Genomic DNA, 16,278 nt, shown 5'->3' with positions numbered 1-16,278 from the left:
CCCGAGGTTCATCGGGGCGTGGCCGCTAGAAGGGTTCGGGCAGGTCCAGCCACGGATACCAGCCCCGGTGCAGGACCAGCCACGCCAGCAAGCCGTAGCCCGCCTGGCCGGGGGTTCCGCCGTTGCCGGCCAGGTCGGTGCGCCACTGCTCGTGGTTGAGCAGGGGTGTGAAGGTGTCCACGAAGACGTGTTTGCGGCGCGTGGTGACATCGCCGAAGGCGGTCGACAGCTCGGCGAGCTGGGAATTGCGCGCGGCGTCCAGCCCGGGCGGCGGACCGACCACGAAGACTTTGACGCTGAGCTGCGCCGCGCCGTCGAGAATGTTCGCCAGGTTGAGCCTGCTGCGGGCCGTGGACAAGCCGAGGTCGAGGTCGCGGCCGGACAGGCCGATGATCAGCCGGTTTTCGAAGCCGTCATCGAAACGCCGGCCGGCTTCCTGGAGCCAGCGGCCGACCAGTTCCTCCGTCCCTTCGTTCGGCGATGCCAGGACGAAGGACTCCAGGGTGGCTGGTTCAGGGTTGGTCCGGGCCAGGGTTCGGCCCAACCATCCGAGGGCGCGCGGGTCTCCCACGCCGGCCAGCAGTTGTTCACCTACGGCGGCGATCCTGATTCTGCGTTGCTCCACAAGTAGCTTTCTGGTTCGACGGGCTGGAGACAGTGCTTGGAACGGTGCTTAAAAGAAAGTGGGCGGGGCGCCCTGCGGCCCCCCGCCCACTATCCTACTTACCGGCGTTCAAAGGCCTTCTTGACCAGAACGTCCTGCTCCACGGCGTGGCGCTTGGCCGAGCCGGTGGAGGTCGCAGCGGATGCCGGGCGGGACACCAGGCGCAGTGGCCGGTCCAAAGCCTCCGGCAGGTACAGGCCCATGAACGGCCACGGGCCCTGGTTGGCGGGCTCGTCCTGAGCCCAGACCACCTCGGCGTTCGGGTACTTCGCCAGTTCCGCCTGGATCTCCTCAACCGGCAGCGGGTACAGCTGCTCCACCCGGATGAGTGCGGTCTTGGTGTCCGAGTTCTTCTGGCGAGCGGCCAGCAGGTCGTAGTAGAGCCGGCCGGAGACCAGCACCACGCGGTCAACGTCCTGGCCGTTGAGGTCCTGGACATCCCCGATCACCGGCTGGAACGTGCCGGTGGTGAAGTCCTCGACCTTGGCGGCAGCGGCCTTCAGCCTCAGCAGCTGCTTCGGCGTGAAGATGATCAGCGGCTTGCGCGGCCGGTTGTAGGCCTGGCGGCGCAGCAGGTGGAAGTGCGAGGCCGGGGTGGTCGGGTTGGCCACGATCATGTTGTCCTCGGCGCACATCTGCAGGAAGCGCTCGATCCGGGCGGACGAGTGGTCCGGGCCCTGGCCTTCGTAGCCGTGCGGCAGCATCAGCACCAGCGAGGAACGCTGGCCCCACTTCTGCTCGGCGGAGGAGATGAACTCGTCGATCACGGTCTGGGCGCCGTTGACGAAGTCGCCGAACTGCGCCTCCCAGAGCACCAGCGCATCCGGCCGCTCCACCGAATAGCCGTATTCGAAGCCCATGGCCGCGTACTCGGACAGCAGCGAGTCGTAAATCCACAGCTTCGCCTGGTCATCGGACAGATGGCTCAGCGGCGCCCACTCTTCGCCGCTCACGCGGTCGTGGAAGACGGCGTGGCGCTGCACGAAGGTGCCGCGGCGGGAGTCCTGGCCGGCCAAGCGCACCGGGACACCTTCCATCAGCAGCGAACCGAAAGCGGCCAGTTCGCCGAAGCCCCAGTCGATGTTGCCTTCGCGGGACATCTGCTCGCGGCGCTCCAGCAGGGCCTTCAGCTTCGGGTGGACGGTGAAGCTTTCCGGGATGGCCAGATGCGCCTGGCCGATCTTCGCCATCGTCTCCGCGGAGATGGCGGTGCCGGAGGGCACCTTGTCCTTATCCTCGGCCTGCTGCGACAGCGGGCGCTCCAAATCGGAGACGGCTGCCGAGTCCTTGGTGATGATCGGGATCGGCGAGGTCTGCGCGGCGTGGGTTTCGGCGAAGACGCGCTCCAGCCGTTCCTGGTAGTCGCGCAGTGCCTGGTCCGCCTCGTCTTGCGTGATGTCGCCGCGACCCACCAGGGCCTCGGTGTACAGCTTGCGGGTGGAACGCTTGGCCTCGATCAGGTTGTACATCATCGGCTGCGTCATCGAGGGATCGTCGCCCTCGTTGTGCCCGCGGCGGCGGTAGCAGACCATGTCGATGACGACGTCCTTGTGGAAACGCTGGCGGTACTCGTAGGCCATCTGGCCCACGCGGACCACGGCTTCCGGATCATCGCCGTTCACGTGGAAGACCGGAGCCTGGATCATCTTGGCCACGTCGGTCGAGTACACCGAGGACCGCGAGGAGTGCGGCGAGGTGGTGAAACCGACCTGGTTGTTGACCACAATGTGCACGGTGCCGCCGGTGCGGTAGCCGCGCAGCTGGGAGAGGTTCAGGGTTTCCGCCACCACGCCCTGGCCGGCGAAGGCAGCGTCGCCGTGGATCATGATTGGCAGCACCGGGAACTCGTCGCCGCGGTCCAGGCGGTCCTGCTTGGCGCGGACGATGCCCTCCAGTACCGGGTCAACGGCCTCCAAGTGGGAGGGGTTGGCGGCCAGGTAGACCTTGGTCTCGTTGCCGTTGTCGGAGGTGAATTTCCCTTCGGTGCCCAGGTGGTACTTTACGTCACCGGAGCCCTGGACGCTGCGCGGGTCCTGGGTGCCCTCGAACTCGCGGAACACCTGTGCGTAGGTCTTGCCGGCAATGTTCGTCAGCACGTTCAGCCGGCCGCGGTGGGCCATGCCGATGGCCACTTCGTCCAGGCCGTCGTCCGCGGCGTCGGAAATGACTGCATCCAGCAGCGGAATCAGGGATTCGCCGCCCTCCAGGGAAAAGCGCTTCTGGCCCACGAACTTGGTCTGCAGGAAGGTCTCGAACGCTTCGGCGGCGTTCAGCTTGCCCAGGACGCGCAGCTGCTCTTCCCGGCTGGGCTTCGCGTAGGGGCGCTCCAGCTCGTTCTGGAACCACTCGCGCTCGGCCGGATCCTGGATGTGCATGTACTCAATGCCGGTGGTGCGGCAGTAGGCGTCGCGCAGCACGCCGAGGATGTCGCGCAGCTTCAGGCGGTCGGCGCCGCCGAATCCGCCGGTGACCCACTCACGGTCCAGGTCCCACAGGGTCAGTCCGTAGGTGTTGATGTCCAGGTCCGGGTGCTTGCGCTGGACGTATTCCAACGGGTTGGTGTCCGCCATCAGGTGGCCGCGCACGCGGTAAGCGTGGACCAGCTGCTGGATGCGGGCAATCTTGTTGACCTGCAGCTCGACATCCACCTGGTTGTCCGCGCGCCAGCGGACCGGCTCATAGGGGATGCGCAGCGCTTCGAAGATTTCGTCGTAGAAGCCCTGCTCGCCCAGCAGCAGCGATTCGACCAGGCGCAGGAACTCGCCCGAGCCCGCACCCTGGATCACGCGGTGGTCATAGGTGGAGGTCAGGGTGATGATCTTGCCGACGCCTTGGGTGGCAATGGTCTTCTCGCTCGCGCCGCGGAATTCGGCCGGGTACTCGAGGGCGCCGACGCCCACGATGGTGGCCTGGCCCTTGGACAGCCTGGGCACGGAGTGGACGGTCCCGATGCCGCCCGGGTTCGTCAGTGAGACAGTCGTGCCGGCGTAGTCGTCCGCGGTCAGCTTGCCCGCGCGGGCCCGCTTGATCAGGTCCTCGTAGGTGTGCCAGAACTCGGAGAAGTTCATCGTCTCGGCGCGCTTGATGTTCGGCACCACCAGCAGGCGGGTGCCGTCCGGCTTGGGCATGTCGATGGCAATGCCGAAGTTCACGTGGGCCGGCTGGACAGCCGCCGGCTTGCCGTCGATCTCGTCGTAGTGGACATTCTGGCTGGGGAACTGGCCCAGCGCCTTGACCACGGCGTAGCCGATCAGGTGGGTGAAGGAGACCTTGCCGCCACGGGCGCGGGCCAAGTTGGAGTTGATCACCACACGGTTGTCGATCAGCAGCTTGGCCGGAACGGCGCGCACCGTGGTTGCGGTGGGCACGCTGAGGCTGGCGTCCATGTTGGTCGCGATGGCCTTGGCCGGTCCGCGGAGCACGGAGACGGTGTCCTCTTCGGCGACGGCGCTGGGCGCGGACTTGGGCAGCTGGGCCGGGATCGGTGCCGGCTTCGGCTCCGCCTTCGGGGCGGGCTTGGCCGGGGCAGCGGCCTTATCGGTGGATGTGTTGGGTGCCGGCGGGGTGTCGGCGGGAATGGGCTTGGTTCCGGTCCGATCGGTGGCAGTGCTCTCACCCGAGGCCTTGGGGGTGTCCTTCACCGGAGCGGGGCGGGACGGGGACTGCGCGGAAGCAGCAGTGTCGTTCGAATTGCCGGCGCCATTGGCCGCTTCGAAGATGCTCCACCATTTCTTGTCCACGGAATTCTTGTCTTGGAGGTACTGCTCGTAGATTTCGTCAACGAGCCATTCGTTACCGCCAAATTCCTCGGGTAGACGAAGGTTGGGATGCTCTGGCACTTGTAATACGCCTCTTCCGTGAGTTGCCGCTTGCCCTGCAGATCACACGCTTCCCTGGCTGCCTTCCGGACCTGCCGTCAGCAGCGGAATTGCGAGTGCGCGTCTGGCGCGCACTAGATCTGGACCAGTAGCCAGTCTAATGACACTTTCGCAACGCAGGCTAATCTTTACCGCCCGCGCCGCCGAACATCTGTCCGATTCGTTCCCGGCGCCGCTGCCTCTAGACTTTCCGGGGGAGCTTGGCGCCTCCACTGCGGTGCGCTGCCGCAGGCTCCCGGGGCACCGTACGGTTCCCGTACCACCTGCACCGGCCGTTCCGGCGGCCTGCACGGCGACGAGGAAAGTGAGCAGCCATGCGCCTGATCAACCAGCCGATGACCGACCTGACCTATTCAGACGTCTTCCTGGTGCCTTCGCGCTCCGACGTCACCTCCAGGCTGGACGTGGATTTGTCCGCCGGCGACGGCACGGGCAGCACCATTCCGCTGGTGGTGGCGAACATGACCGCCGTGAGCGGGCGCCGGATGGCGGAGACGATGGCGCGCCGGGGCGGGCTTGCCGTGCTGCCGCAGGATGTGCCGCTGGAGGTGCTTGCGGAGGTCACCGGCTGGATCAAAGACCGCCACACCGTCTTTGAGACCCCGTTGAAACTGACCGCAGGCAACACCGTCATCGACGCCCTGCACCTGATGGACAAGCGGTCGCACGGCGCCGTCGCGGTAGTGGACGACGCCGGCAAGTGCGTGGGTGTGGTGCGCGCCGAGGACTGCGAGGGCGTGGACCGCTATGCCGCGCTGGAGTCGGTGATGGCGGCCCACCCGCTGCTGCTGGAGGCGTCCATGTTCGACGCCGGGATGGAGTCCTCGCTGCGCCAGGCCTTCGATTTGTTCGACTCGGCGTCGGCGCAATTCGCCCCGGTGGTGGACGACGACGGCGTGCTGCTGGGTGCGCTCACCCGCTCGGGCGCGCTCCGGTCCACCATCTACACCCCCACGCTGGACCCGCAGGGCAGACTGCGGGTGGCGGCCGCCGTCGGAATCAATGGCGATGTCAAGGGCAAGACCGAGGCGCTGCTGGAGGCGGGAGTGGACGTGCTGGTGGTGGATACCGCGCACGGGCACCAGCGCAAGATGTTCGACGCCCTCGACGCCGTACGCAGTCTGGATCCGCAGGTTCCCGTGGTGGCCGGCAACGTGGTCAGCGCCGAAGGGGTCCGCGACCTGGTGGAAGCCGGCGCTGACATCGTCAAGGTCGGCGTGGGGCCGGGCGCCATGTGCACCACGCGGATGATGACCGCGGTGGGCCGTCCGCAGTTCTCGGCCGTGCAGGAATGCGCGGAAGCCGCACGCGAGCTTGGCGCGCATGTCTGGGCCGACGGCGGGGTCCGCTATCCGCGCGACGTGGCGCTGGCGCTGGCGGCCGGGGCCAGCCAGGTGATGATCGGCTCCTGGTTCGCCGGCACGCATGAAAGTCCCGGGGACCTGCTCACGGACAGCAGCGGTCGCAAATACAAGGAAAGTTTCGGCATGGCCTCGGCCCGTGCGGTGCAGAACCGGACCCGCCGCGACGACGCCTTCGAGCGGGCGCGCAAGGCACTTTTCGAGGAAGGCATTTCGTCCTCGAAGATGTACCTCGACCCGCTGCGTCCCGGTGTGGAGGACCTGCTGGACGAGATCACCGCCGGCCTGCGCAGCTCGCTGACCTATGCCGGCGCGCAGAATCTGGTGCAGTTCCGCGAGCAGGCCATCGTCGGTGTGCAGTCGGCCGCTGGCTATGAGGAGGGCCGCCCGGTACCGCAGAGCTGGTAGCGGAGCAGGGGGTCCCGCGGCGGGGTCTGCCTGCTACGCTAGTTCGCATAATGGACAGCTATTCTAGGAGCCGGTCCGTGACGCGCCCCGCCAGTGCATGCCGCACTGCGGGAGCCGCCCAAGTGGTGGTCAATTGCGAGGCGTCACCCAGCACCGGCAAATCCCGTGCACGTGCCCATCACACACTTGCCGCCAACGCGGCCGGTCAGGAGCCTTCTAGTCCGGGCTCGGATGACCACCCTCCATCTGACCGCCTGATCTGCAGGACGGTGGCGCGCTGATGGAATGGGTCCAAATCGCCGCCGGCATGCTCTTGATCCTCGGCACCGGTTTCTTTGTTGCCGTTGAATTCGCCCTGGTGGCCCTCGACCAGCCCACTGTGCAGCGCGCCGTCGACAAAGGCGACCGTGGCGCAGTGCCGCTGCTGAAATGCCTGAAGTCCCTCTCCACGCAGCTGTCCAGCTGCCAGCTCGGCATCACGTTGACCACGCTGCTGACCGGTTTCTTGATGGAACCGGCGATCAGCAGCCTGCTGCGTCCGCCGTTGGCGGCCCTCGGCCTGGCCGAGGCAGTGATTCAGCCGATCGGGGCTGTGGTCGCCATGGTGATCGCCACCCTGCTCTCCATGCTGCTGGGCGAACTGGTCCCGAAGAACGCTTCCATCGCGCTGCCGATGGCAGTCGGCAAGCTGGTGGCGCGGCCCCAGCTGATCTTCACCGCGGTCTTCAAGCCCTTCGTGCTGATCCTCAACGGCTTTGCCAACAAGGTGCTCCACCTGTTCGGACTGGAGGCCAAGGAAGAGCTCTCCGGCGCGCGGACTCCCTCCGAGCTCGCATCGCTGGTGCGCCGCTCAGCCGAAATGGGCACGCTGGACGCCGGGACCGCTAACTTCCTCGCCAAGACGCTGTCCTTCTCCGGCCGGACCGCTGCCGATGTGATGACCCCACGGATCCGCGTGGAGTTCATCGATGCCGACCAGACCGTGGCCGACCTGATTGCCGCTGCCCGCCGGACCGGCTACTCCCGGTTCCCGGTGCTCGGCGATTCGCCCGACGACGTCCGCGGCGTCGCGCACATCAAGAAAGCCATCGGCGTCCCGCGCCCGAAGCGTGCGGCGCTGCCCGCGGCCACCATCATGACCGATGTGCTGCGGGTGCCGGAGACGGTGCACCTGGATTCGCTGCTCTCCGAGCTGCGCGCCGCGAACCTGCAGTTCGCCGTCGTCCTGGACGAATACGGCGGAACCGCGGGGGTGGTCACGCTGGAGGACCTGGTGGAGGAAATCGTCGGCGAGGTCGCAGACGAGCACGACCGGGTCAAGCCCGGAGTGCTGCAGAGCGCCGCCGGGAACTGGTATTTCCCCGGACTGATGCGTCCGGACGAGGTCACCGAGCAGATTCCGCAGCTGACCGTGCCTGACGAGGCCAGCTATGAAACGGTGGGCGGCTTCATCATGGCCGAGCTGGGCCGGATTGCCGTTGTTGGCGACACCGTCCCGGTGGACGGCGGCACGCTGGAGGTCGAGCGGCTGGACGGACGGCGGGTGGACCGCGTGCGCTTCATCCCCGACCCGGCAGCCGGGGCCGGGCTGCCCGATGCCGGCAAGGCGGGTGAGCTCTGATGGCGGCCATGGGTATTTTCTGGCTGGTGGTGCTGCTGCTGGGCAACGCCTTCTTTGTCGGTGCCGAGTTTGCCGTCATGTCCGCCCGCCGCAGCCAGATCGAGCCCTTGGCGGAGGGCGGATCCAAGCGTGCCAAGACCACGTTGTGGGCCATGGAGCACGTCTCCCTGATGCTGGCGTGTGCCCAGCTGGGAATCACCGTGTGTTCGCTGCTGATCCTGAACGTGGCTGAACCGGCGATCAAGGAACTGCTGCTGCTGCCGCTGGAGGGCTGGCTGGGCATTCCGCATGAGGTCTCCTACGGGATTTCCTTTGCCGTGGCGCTGCTGCTGGTGACCTTCCTGCACGTGACCTTTGGCGAAATGGTGCCGAAGAACATCTCCGTTTCCGTGGCGGACAAGGCCGCGCTGCTGCTCGCCCCGCCGCTGGTGGCCGTGTCCAAGGTGGTGCGGCCGGTCATCGCCACGCTGAACTGGTCGGCGAACCACATTCTCCGGGCCATGCGGATCGAACCGAAGGACGAGGTGTCCTCCACCTTCACGCTGGAGGAAGTCCAGTCGATCGTGCAGGAATCCACGAAACACGGGCTGGTGGACGACGACGCCGGACTGATCTCCAGCTCACTGGAGTTCTCGGCCGTCACCGCGGCCACCGTGATGGTGCCCCTTGACCAGCTGGTGACCATCGGCGTGGATACCACCCCGGAGCAGTTTGAGCGGGTGGTGGGCCGGACCGGGTTCTCCCGGTTCGCCGTGGCCGATGCAGAGGACAACCTGACCGGATACCTGCACCTGAAGGACGTCATGACCATCCCGGAAGACCGGTTCAATAAGACGATTCCGGTCACCAAGGTCCGCACTTTGGCCAATCTGGCGCTCGATGAGGAAATCGAGGACGCGCTGGGCGTCATGCAGCGCACCGGCTCGCACCTGGCCCGCGTGCTGGGCACCGACGGCAGCACTCACGGCGTGCTGTTCCTCGAGGATGTGATCGAAGTCCTGGTGGGCGAGATCCGCGACGAAACGCAGGCCCAGGGCCTGCGCCGGACCGGCGAATAACCAACACCGAGGGCGCGGAACTGCTCAGGCGGTTCCGCGCCCTCGGCGCGCGGTAATGCGAACGGTTCGCAATGCGCTATTCTGGAAATCCTTATTGTTACTGATTCTCATCTGTGAGTAGAACCGAGGTCGCCCGTGAGGCACTCCCGCACCACCCCCGTCCTGGCCGGCCTGGCCGCCACGGCACTGCTGCTGTCCGGCTGCGCGGCTGCCGGAGGCGGGGCCGCAGGCGAGGACACGGCGCAGGGAACGTTGCGCGTGGTGGCTTCCACGAACGTCTACGGAGACGTGGCGCGCAGCATCGGCGGCGACCGGGTTGAGGTCACGTCGATCATCGACCGGATGGCCCAGGACCCGCACTCCTACGAAGCATCGGCCCGCGACAAGCTGGCGGTGTCCAAGGCTGACCTCGTGCTGGAAAACGGCGGCGGCTATGACACGTTCATGCACACCCTCGCCGACGATACCGGCGTCGACCACAACAACATCATCACTGCCGTGGACCTGTCGCCGCTGCCCGGTGCACAAGATGGGGCACACACTGCAGCCTCCACCGACACCGACGACGGCGGCGCCGGGCAGGACGCCGGCCACGACGGCCACAGCCACGGACAGGATGACCACGCCGGCCATGACCACGGCGGCTTCAACGAACACGTCTGGTACGACCTCGCCACCATGGCCCAGGTCGCCGATGCCATCGCCGGGAAGCTGTCCGCGCTGGACCCGGATCAGGCCGACACCTACAAGGCCAATGCCGAGCAGTTCCATGCCGGGCTGGACAAGTTGGGCGCCGAAGCGGACGAAGTGGCCGGCTCTGCCGACGGGGCGGCCGTAGCGGCCACCGACCCGGTGCCGCTGCACCTGTTCGATGCCCTGGGGCTGGAGAACAAGACCCCCGAGGACTTCATGGAGGCTGCCGAGGAAGGCAACGACGCCGCCCCGCAGGCCCTCAAAGCAGCCGAAGACCTGGTCACCGGCGGGTCGGTCCGGTTCCTCGCCTACAACGAACAGACCGAGGGCCCGCAAACGCAGCGCCTCCGGCTGCTGGCAGAGAAGGCGGGCATCGCCGTCGTCAATTTCACTGAGACCCTGCCGGAAGGCCAGGACTACCTGGGCTGGATGAGCGGCAACCTCCACGCCGTGGAAAAGGCGCTGCGCGGATGAGCGCGGCTGCGACCGCCGCCGTCCGCCTGCAGGGTGCCTCGCTGTCCTTCGGCCAGCGCGTGCTGTGGCACGACCTGGATTTGACCATCAAGCCGGGGGAGTTCTTCGCCGTGCTGGGCCCGAACGGCTCGGGCAAGACCAGCTTCCTGCGCGTGCTGCTGGGCCTGCAGCCGCTGAGCCACGGCTCGGCCGAGATCAATGGGCGGCCGTTGGAACGTGGCAGCCGGGAGATTGGCTACATTCCGCAGCAGAAGACCTTCGCCCCGGAGACGCCGCTGCGGGCCCGCGACCTGGTGGGCCTGGGCCTGGATGGTCACCGCTGGGGCATCCGGCTGAACACCCGCAAGCATCGTCAGCGGGTGGATGAGCTGCTGGAAATGGTAGGCGCCTCAGAGTACGCGGAAGCCCCGGTGGGGCAACTGTCCGGCGGCGAGCAGCAGCGGCTGCGGGCGGCCCAGGCGCTGGCGTCCGACCCCAAGGTCCTGCTCTGCGACGAGCCGCTGCTTTCACTGGACCTGCACCACCAGCAGGCCGTCAGCGCCATGATCAACCGGCAATGCCACGAGAAGAACAGCGCCGTGGTCTTCGTGACGCATGAGATCAACCCGATCATCGATTACGTGGACCGGGTGTTGTATCTGGCCGGCGGGCAGTTCCGCGTGGGCACCCCGGAAGAAGTGATGACCACCGAGGTGCTGTCGCGGATGTACAACAGCCACGTGGAAGTCATCCACAACCAGGGACGCATCATCGTGGTCGGCCTGCCGGACGCCACCACCCACCACCACGGCGAGGGGGAGTAGGGGTGGACGTCTCGGAACTGCTGAACTCGGTCTTTAATTTCAGCGACTATGGCGACTTGCTCCCGCTGGTGCGCAACTCATTGATCGCCGGCGCCGTCCTGGGTTTGGTCGGCGGCCTGATCGGCGTGTTCGTGATGATGCGGGACCTGGCCTTTGCCGTGCACGGCATCGCCGAGTTGTCCTTCGCCGGGGCCGCTTTCGCGCTGCTCATCGGGGCCAACGTGGTGTTCGGATCGCTGGTGGGCTCGGTGATCGCGGCCGTTGTGCTGGGCGTGCTGGGCATGCGCGCCCGGGACCGGAATTCGATTACCGGCGTGATCATGTCCTTCGGCCTGGGCCTGGGCATCCTGTTCCTTTCACTCTACGAGGGCCGCTCGGCGAACAAGTTCGGCCTGCTGACCGGGCAGATCGTGTCCGTGGACACCGTGCAGTTGAACCTGCTGGCCGCGGGATCGGCGGTTGTGGTGCTGGGATTGCTGGCCATTTGGCGTCCGCTGACCTTTGCCAGCGCCGATCCGGACCTGGCCGAGGCCCGCGGCGTACCGGTCGGAGCGCTGGCCATCGTGTTCATGTTCCTGCTGGGGCTGGCCGTGGCGCTGTCCATCCAGGTGGTCGGGGCGCTGTTGGTGCTGTCCCTGGTGATCACCCCGGCGGCAGCCGCGCTCCGGGTGAGCAGTTCGCCCCGGGTGGTGGTGCTGCTCAGCGTGCTGTTCGCGGTGACCGCAACACTGGGCGGAATCCTGCTGGCGCTGGGCGGCAGCCTGCCGATCAGCCCCTACGTGACCACGATTTCGTTCCTGATCTACGTGGTGTGCCGGCTGACCGGAGCCCGTCGGCAGCGCCGCGGACGGGTGGGGCGGCGCACGGTGGCCGCGGTCAAGGTCAACGCAGGCTAGCGCAGGGCCGCGCGGCGTTACGCGGTTACGCGCTGGGTTACTGGGGTAGCTGGCTGCGGTTGCCGAGTGGAGTTACTGCGCCGGGTCGCCGCGCGGAGTTACTGGGCGGCGTTACTGCGCCGCGCTGCAGTCCGGGCACAGCCCGTACATTTCCACGGTGTGCGCCACCTGCGTGAAGCCGTGCTCCCTAGCCATCCGCTGCGCCCATTGTTCTACCGCCGGTGCCTCGATCTCCACGGTCTTGCCGCAGTTCCGGCACAGCAGGTGATGGTGGTGGTGCTCGACGGCGCAGCGGCGGTAGACCGCTTCGCCCTCACCGTTGCGCATCACGTCCAGTTGACCGTCGTCGGCCATGGACTGCAGGATCCGGTAGGTAGTGGCCAGCGAGACGGGCTCGCCGCGTTCCTGCAGCAACCGGTGCAGTTCCTGGGTGCTGACGAAGTCCTCCAGGCTGTCCAAAGCGGTGGCCACCGCTACGCGCTGGCGGGTCACTCGCTGCTCCGAACCGCGGCGCTGCGCCTGCGGTTTGGCTGACGGGACGGACATGTCCGCTTCGGCTCCTTGCTGCTGGTTCTGGACGCCCGTGGGCTCTATCCAGCCTACCAGCAGGCCCGATTTGCCGGGTCGGAGAGGCTGCCATGCCCGTGCCGGAGAGGCCTCCATGCCCGGGCCGGAGAGGCTGCCATGCCCGGGCCGGAGAGGCTGCCATACCGCGGATCGCCCGGCGCAGTTAGGGTTGGTGCCATGCAGCTGACAAAATTCACCCACTCCTGCGTCCGGCTCGAAGAGGACGGACACGTCCTGGTGATCGACCCCGGCAATTTTTCCGAGGTGGAGCAGGCGCTCGACGGTGCCTCCACCGTCCTGGTGACCCACGAGCACGCTGACCACCTGGACCGGGATCGGGTGCTCGGCCTGCTCGCGGGGACGGACGGAATGAATCTGTATGCGCCGGCCTCGGTGGCGGCCGAACTCCGGGCGCTCGCTCCCGAGGCTGCGGCGCGGATTCACGCCGCCGAGCCGGAGACGGAGTTCGAGGTGCCGGGGTTTCGCGTCCGCACCTTCGGCGGCCAGCATGCGTTGATCCATCCGCACATCCCGGTGGTGGCCAACATCGGCTACGTCATTAACGACAACCTGTACCACCCGGGGGATTCCTTCATCGTGCCGCACGGACTGATGGTGAAGAACGTGCTGGTGCCCATCCACGCGCCCTGGTCGAAGACCGCCGAGGTGATCGACTTCGTCACGGCCATGCGCGCCGAGCACGCGTACCCGATCCACGACGCCGGGCTCAGCGACCGCGGCCTGCCGCTGGTGGAAAAGCACGTGACCCTCTTTGGCGGCCACTACGGCACCAGCTACCAACACCTGTCGCCGGGGGAGAGCGTGGAGTTGGCCTGACGCGCAAGGTGGACGGCCTCCGTCCACAGCTTGGCCCGGTGCCTGCTGCTGTGATGGACTGGCCGGACACGGCGGACAACGATGCCCGCCAGCAGTCAGGAGGAGATCTCATGAGGACTCTGATGGACGTGCAGACGCTGCGGGAACGGATGACCTCCGGACAGCGCACCGTACTGCTGGATGTCCGCTGGAAACTCGGCGACGGTGCCGGCGACGGCCATAACCGCTACCGCCAGGACCATATTCCCGGCGCGGTCTATGTGGACCTGTCGTCCCAACTGGCATCCGCGCCGACGATTGCCGGTGGACGCCACCCGCTGCCGGAGCCGGAAGTCTTCCGCGAGGCCGCGCGGGACTGGGGCATTAACAACGACGACGTTGTGGTGGCCTACGACGACAGCGGCGGTTTGTCCGCAGCCCGGATGTGGTGGCTGTTGCGCGACGGCGGATTCGACACCGTGTATCTGTTGGACGGCGGACTGGCCGCGTGGCGCGCCGGAGGCTTCGAACTGGACAGCGGCGACGAGCTTGCATCACTGGGCAACGTAGAACTGGGTAGCGGCCACATGCCCCGGTTGGAGCTTGCTGACGTGTTGGACTTCGCCAGGACCTCGCTGCTGCTTGATGCCCGCGCAGCCGAGCGCTACCGCGGCGAACTGGAGCCGGTGGACCCGCGCGCGGGCCACATTCCCGGCGCAGTGAGCGCACCGACTACAGGGAATCTTGCCGCCACCGGGCATTTCCTGCCAGCAACGGAACTCGCCGTGCGGTTCAAGGACCTGGGCGCCGAGGATCGGGATGTCGCGGTCTACTGCGGCTCGGGTATCAACGCCGCGCACCAAATCGCGGCCCTGGCGGAGGCCGGCATCGAGGCGGCGTTGTACCCCGGCTCGTGGTCCCAGTGGTGCGGCCATCCGGAACTGCCGATAGCAACGGGTGAGCAGCCATGACCGCCGGCAGCCCGGCGTGGTTCACCGCGGGACCCGGAGCGTCATGCAGGGTGCGTCCCGGTGGCATGGCGGACCGGCAAACGGTAGCGTCAAGCTCATGACACTTGGCCGTCCGGCACCACCGCCGCTGGGAAAACCGCTTTCACTTCAGCAGGAACAGATGGCCCACGCGGCATCGGACCGCCAGACACCGAGGAGCGGTATGAACACGGCCTTGGCCTATGGCGTGGAGGCCCCCGGCTCCGGCCTGGTGCCGCTGCAGGTGGAACGCCGGGAGCCGGATGCGCATGACGTGGAGATCGCCATCGCGTTCTGCGGACTCTGCCATTCCGATGTGCACACCGTCCGCGGGGAGTGGCGCGAGATCGACTACCCGCTGGTGCCCGGCCACGAAATCGTCGGCCGGGTCACCGCCATCGGCCAGGACGTGACGCTCCATGCCATCGGCGACCTGGTCGGCGTGGGCTGCATGGTCGACTCCTGCCGCGACTGCACCTCCTGCGACGAGGGACTCGAACAGTACTGCGAGAAAGGCGCGGTGGGCACTTACGGCGCCCGCGACCGGCGCCACGGCGGCGAGGTGACGCAGGGCGGATACGCGACCTCCGTCGTCGTCGATGAAAACTTTGTGCTGCGGATGCCGCCGGAGTTGGACCCGGCCGCGGCGGCACCCCTGTTGTGCGCGGGCATCACCACGTACTCGCCGATGCGCTACTTCGGCGTGGAAGCCGGCGATTCCGTGGGCGTGGTGGGGCTCGGCGGGCTGGGCCACATGGCCGTCAAGCTGGCCAAGGCCATGGGCGCCTCCGTGACTGTCTTCACCAGTTCGGCGGACAAAGCAGATTCCGCCCGCGCGCTTGGCGCCGACCATGTGGTGGTGACTGGCGACGACGAGGCGCTCGCCGCCGCCCGGCGCAGCGTGGACCTGATCATCGATACGGTGTCTGCGGCCCATGACCTGGCGCCGTTTTTGCGGACCATCCGGCGCGACGGCGCGCTGATCCAGCTGGGTGTGCCGCCCGAGCCGATGCCGCCGGTGCCGGTCAACCTGCTGATGCGCCACCGGATTGCCTACGGCGCGTCAAACATCGGCGGCATCGCCGAGACCCAGGAGATGCTCGATTTCTGCGCCGAATACGGCATCACCGCCGACGTGGAACTGGTGCGCGCGCCGGACCTCAACCTGGCCTACGACCGGATGGTGGCCGGCGACGTCGCCTACCGGTTCGTGCTGGACATCGCCTCACTCAACGACTGAACACCTGCTGCGGTCGCTGGTCCGCTGGCGGCTGCCCAACTCACTGACTAGCTGACTGACTCACTGACAAGGATGGCGTACATGAGCACACTCTTCACCAAGATCATCGACGGCGAGATCCCCGGCCGCTTCGTCTGGAAGGACGACGACGTGGTGTCTTTCCTGAGCATCGGCCCGCTCGCGGACGGGCATGCGTTGGTGGTGCCGCGGCAGGAAGTGGACCGCTGGACCGATGCCCCGGCGGCCCTGCTGCAGAAGCTCACCGCGGTCGCGCAGACCATCGGCAAGGCGCAGATGGAGGCCTTCGGCGCGGAGCGTGCCGGCCTGATCATCGCCGGCTTCGAGGTGGACCACCTGCACCTGCATGTCTGGCCGTCGAATTCCCAGGACGAGTTCGACTTCAAGCGGGCCCAGCAGAACCCCGACCCGGACGTGATGGAGGAATCCGCCAAGCGGCTCCGGACGGCGCTTCGCGAGGCCGGCCACGGAGACTTTGTCCCCGAAGGCTGACTCCTTCTGGAAGGTTGCTGGACATGATACGGTGGGGGCGTTTCGCGGGCGTTGCGGGCCGGGAGATCAGGTCTTAGCGTCGAGATCACCCCGCGTCGTCCAGGTGCGGGGCAGTACCCTCTCTGTCAGCCTGAAGTGAGACGAATTCCGTTTCATGAGGGCCGATGGAGAAATGTTGGAAATGACCAGATCAACACGTCTTGGCCCGTTTCGGACTGTGGCTGAGAAAATGGAGATCCTGGCGGAGTACGAGGCCGCGCCAAACGGGTCGAAGGGCGAGGTGCTTCGCCGGCACAGACT

At 67.0% G+C, this 16,278-nt stretch carries 13 protein-coding genes; 10 read left to right on the top strand and 3 right to left on the bottom strand.

Annotated elements, in window-relative coordinates:
- Window positions 1-25: 25 nt before the first annotated feature.
- Window positions 26-625 (bottom strand): GDSL-type esterase/lipase family protein, encoded by a 600-nt coding sequence (locus E4J89_RS02765; RefSeq protein ID WP_205754384.1) that lies wholly within the window; start codon window positions 623-625, stop codon window positions 26-28.
- Window positions 626-723: 98 nt separating this feature from the next.
- Complete coding sequence (locus E4J89_RS02760; protein ID WP_136784602.1) at window positions 724-4,503, bottom strand: multifunctional oxoglutarate decarboxylase/oxoglutarate dehydrogenase thiamine pyrophosphate-binding subunit/dihydrolipoyllysine-residue succinyltransferase subunit; 3,780 nt, start codon at window positions 4,501-4,503, stop codon at window positions 724-726.
- 353 nt (window positions 4,504-4,856) lie between these two features.
- On the opposite strand from E4J89_RS02760, the gene E4J89_RS02755 reads away from it, so the two are divergent.
- The 6 genes from E4J89_RS02755 to E4J89_RS02730 all read left to right on the top strand — a co-directional run bounded on the left by E4J89_RS02755 (window position 4,857) and on the right by E4J89_RS02730 (window position 11,856).
- Window positions 4,857-6,311 carry a GuaB1 family IMP dehydrogenase-related protein gene (locus tag E4J89_RS02755; protein ID WP_136784601.1) on the top strand — a complete coding sequence of 485 codons (1,455 nt, stop codon included), beginning with the start codon at window positions 4,857-4,859 and terminating at the stop codon, window positions 6,309-6,311.
- A 280-nt stretch (window positions 6,312-6,591) separates the two neighbouring features.
- Window positions 6,592-7,932, top strand: coding sequence for a hemolysin family protein (locus E4J89_RS02750; protein ID WP_136784600.1), 1,341 nt, complete (start codon window positions 6,592-6,594; stop codon window positions 7,930-7,932).
- Between the two features lie 8 nt (window positions 7,933-7,940).
- A complete protein-coding gene (locus E4J89_RS02745; RefSeq protein ID WP_240691661.1) occupies window positions 7,941-8,990 on the top strand; it encodes a hemolysin family protein in 1,050 nt (349 codons plus the stop codon).
- Window positions 8,991-9,125: 135 nt separating this feature from the next.
- Window positions 9,126-10,157 (top strand): zinc ABC transporter substrate-binding protein, encoded by a 1,032-nt coding sequence (locus E4J89_RS02740; RefSeq protein WP_136784598.1) that lies wholly within the window; start codon window positions 9,126-9,128, stop codon window positions 10,155-10,157.
- On the top strand, window positions 10,154-10,960 hold the full coding sequence (locus tag E4J89_RS02735) for an ABC transporter ATP-binding protein (RefSeq protein WP_136784597.1): 807 nt from the start codon (window positions 10,154-10,156) through the stop codon (window positions 10,958-10,960). Before E4J89_RS02740 ends, E4J89_RS02735 begins: the two co-directional genes overlap by 4 nt.
- Before the next feature lie 2 nt (window positions 10,961-10,962).
- Window positions 10,963-11,856: a metal ABC transporter permease gene (locus tag E4J89_RS02730; RefSeq protein WP_136784596.1), complete on the top strand. Its 894-nt coding sequence runs from the start codon at window positions 10,963-10,965 to the stop codon at window positions 11,854-11,856.
- Between the two features lie 111 nt (window positions 11,857-11,967).
- On the opposite strand, the gene E4J89_RS02725 is transcribed toward E4J89_RS02730, so the two are convergent.
- On the bottom strand, window positions 11,968-12,402 hold the full coding sequence (locus E4J89_RS02725) for a Fur family transcriptional regulator (protein ID WP_136784595.1): 435 nt from the start codon (window positions 12,400-12,402) through the stop codon (window positions 11,968-11,970).
- A gap of 198 nt (window positions 12,403-12,600) precedes the next feature.
- Here E4J89_RS02725 and E4J89_RS02720 point away from each other — a divergent pair, with 198 nt between their 5' ends.
- The 4 genes from E4J89_RS02720 to E4J89_RS02705 all read left to right on the top strand — a co-directional run bounded on the left by E4J89_RS02720 (window position 12,601) and on the right by E4J89_RS02705 (window position 15,978).
- Complete coding sequence (locus E4J89_RS02720; protein ID WP_136784594.1) at window positions 12,601-13,260, top strand: MBL fold metallo-hydrolase; 660 nt, start codon at window positions 12,601-12,603, stop codon at window positions 13,258-13,260.
- Window positions 13,261-13,370: 110 nt separating this feature from the next.
- Window positions 13,371-14,210 carry a sulfurtransferase gene (locus E4J89_RS02715; RefSeq protein WP_136784593.1) on the top strand — a complete coding sequence of 280 codons (840 nt, stop codon included), beginning with the start codon at window positions 13,371-13,373 and terminating at the stop codon, window positions 14,208-14,210.
- 97 nt (window positions 14,211-14,307) lie between these two features.
- Window positions 14,308-15,468, top strand: coding sequence for an NAD(P)-dependent alcohol dehydrogenase (locus E4J89_RS02710; RefSeq protein ID WP_136784592.1), 1,161 nt, complete (start codon window positions 14,308-14,310; stop codon window positions 15,466-15,468).
- Between the two features lie 81 nt (window positions 15,469-15,549).
- Window positions 15,550-15,978 (top strand): HIT family protein, encoded by a 429-nt coding sequence (locus E4J89_RS02705; RefSeq protein ID WP_136784591.1) that lies wholly within the window; start codon window positions 15,550-15,552, stop codon window positions 15,976-15,978.
- Window positions 15,979-16,278: the final 300 nt, after the last annotated feature.

This window comes from Arthrobacter sp. CAU 1506 (assembly GCF_005047635.1).
GTDB lineage: Bacteria > Actinomycetota > Actinomycetes > Actinomycetales > Micrococcaceae > Crystallibacter.
Note: the sequence above shows the minus strand (reverse complement) of the source record. Positions and strands in the feature narration are given on the sequence as shown.

Bases quoted from the DNA above. Each gene is read 5' to 3' on its own strand.
- E4J89_RS02755 (WP_136784601.1), top strand. From the start codon at position 4,857: ATGCGCCTGATCAACCAGCCGATGACCGACCTGACCTATTCAGACGTC.
- E4J89_RS02745 (WP_240691661.1), top strand. From the start codon at position 7,941: ATGGGTATTTTCTGGCTGGTGGTGCTGCTGCTGGGCAACGCCTTCTTT.
- E4J89_RS02725 (WP_136784595.1), bottom strand. From the start codon at position 12,402: ATGTCCGTCCCGTCAGCCAAACCGCAGGCGCAGCGCCGCGGTTCGGAG.
- E4J89_RS02720 (WP_136784594.1), top strand. From the start codon at position 12,601: ATGCAGCTGACAAAATTCACCCACTCCTGCGTCCGGCTCGAAGAGGAC.
- E4J89_RS02715 (WP_136784593.1), top strand. From the start codon at position 13,371: ATGAGGACTCTGATGGACGTGCAGACGCTGCGGGAACGGATGACCTCC.
- E4J89_RS02735 (WP_136784597.1), top strand. From the start codon at position 10,154: ATGAGCGCGGCTGCGACCGCCGCCGTCCGCCTGCAGGGTGCCTCGCTG.
- E4J89_RS02750 (WP_136784600.1), top strand. From the start codon at position 6,592: ATGGAATGGGTCCAAATCGCCGCCGGCATGCTCTTGATCCTCGGCACC.
- E4J89_RS02710 (WP_136784592.1), top strand. From the start codon at position 14,308: ATGACACTTGGCCGTCCGGCACCACCGCCGCTGGGAAAACCGCTTTCA.
- E4J89_RS02705 (WP_136784591.1), top strand. From the start codon at position 15,550: ATGAGCACACTCTTCACCAAGATCATCGACGGCGAGATCCCCGGCCGC.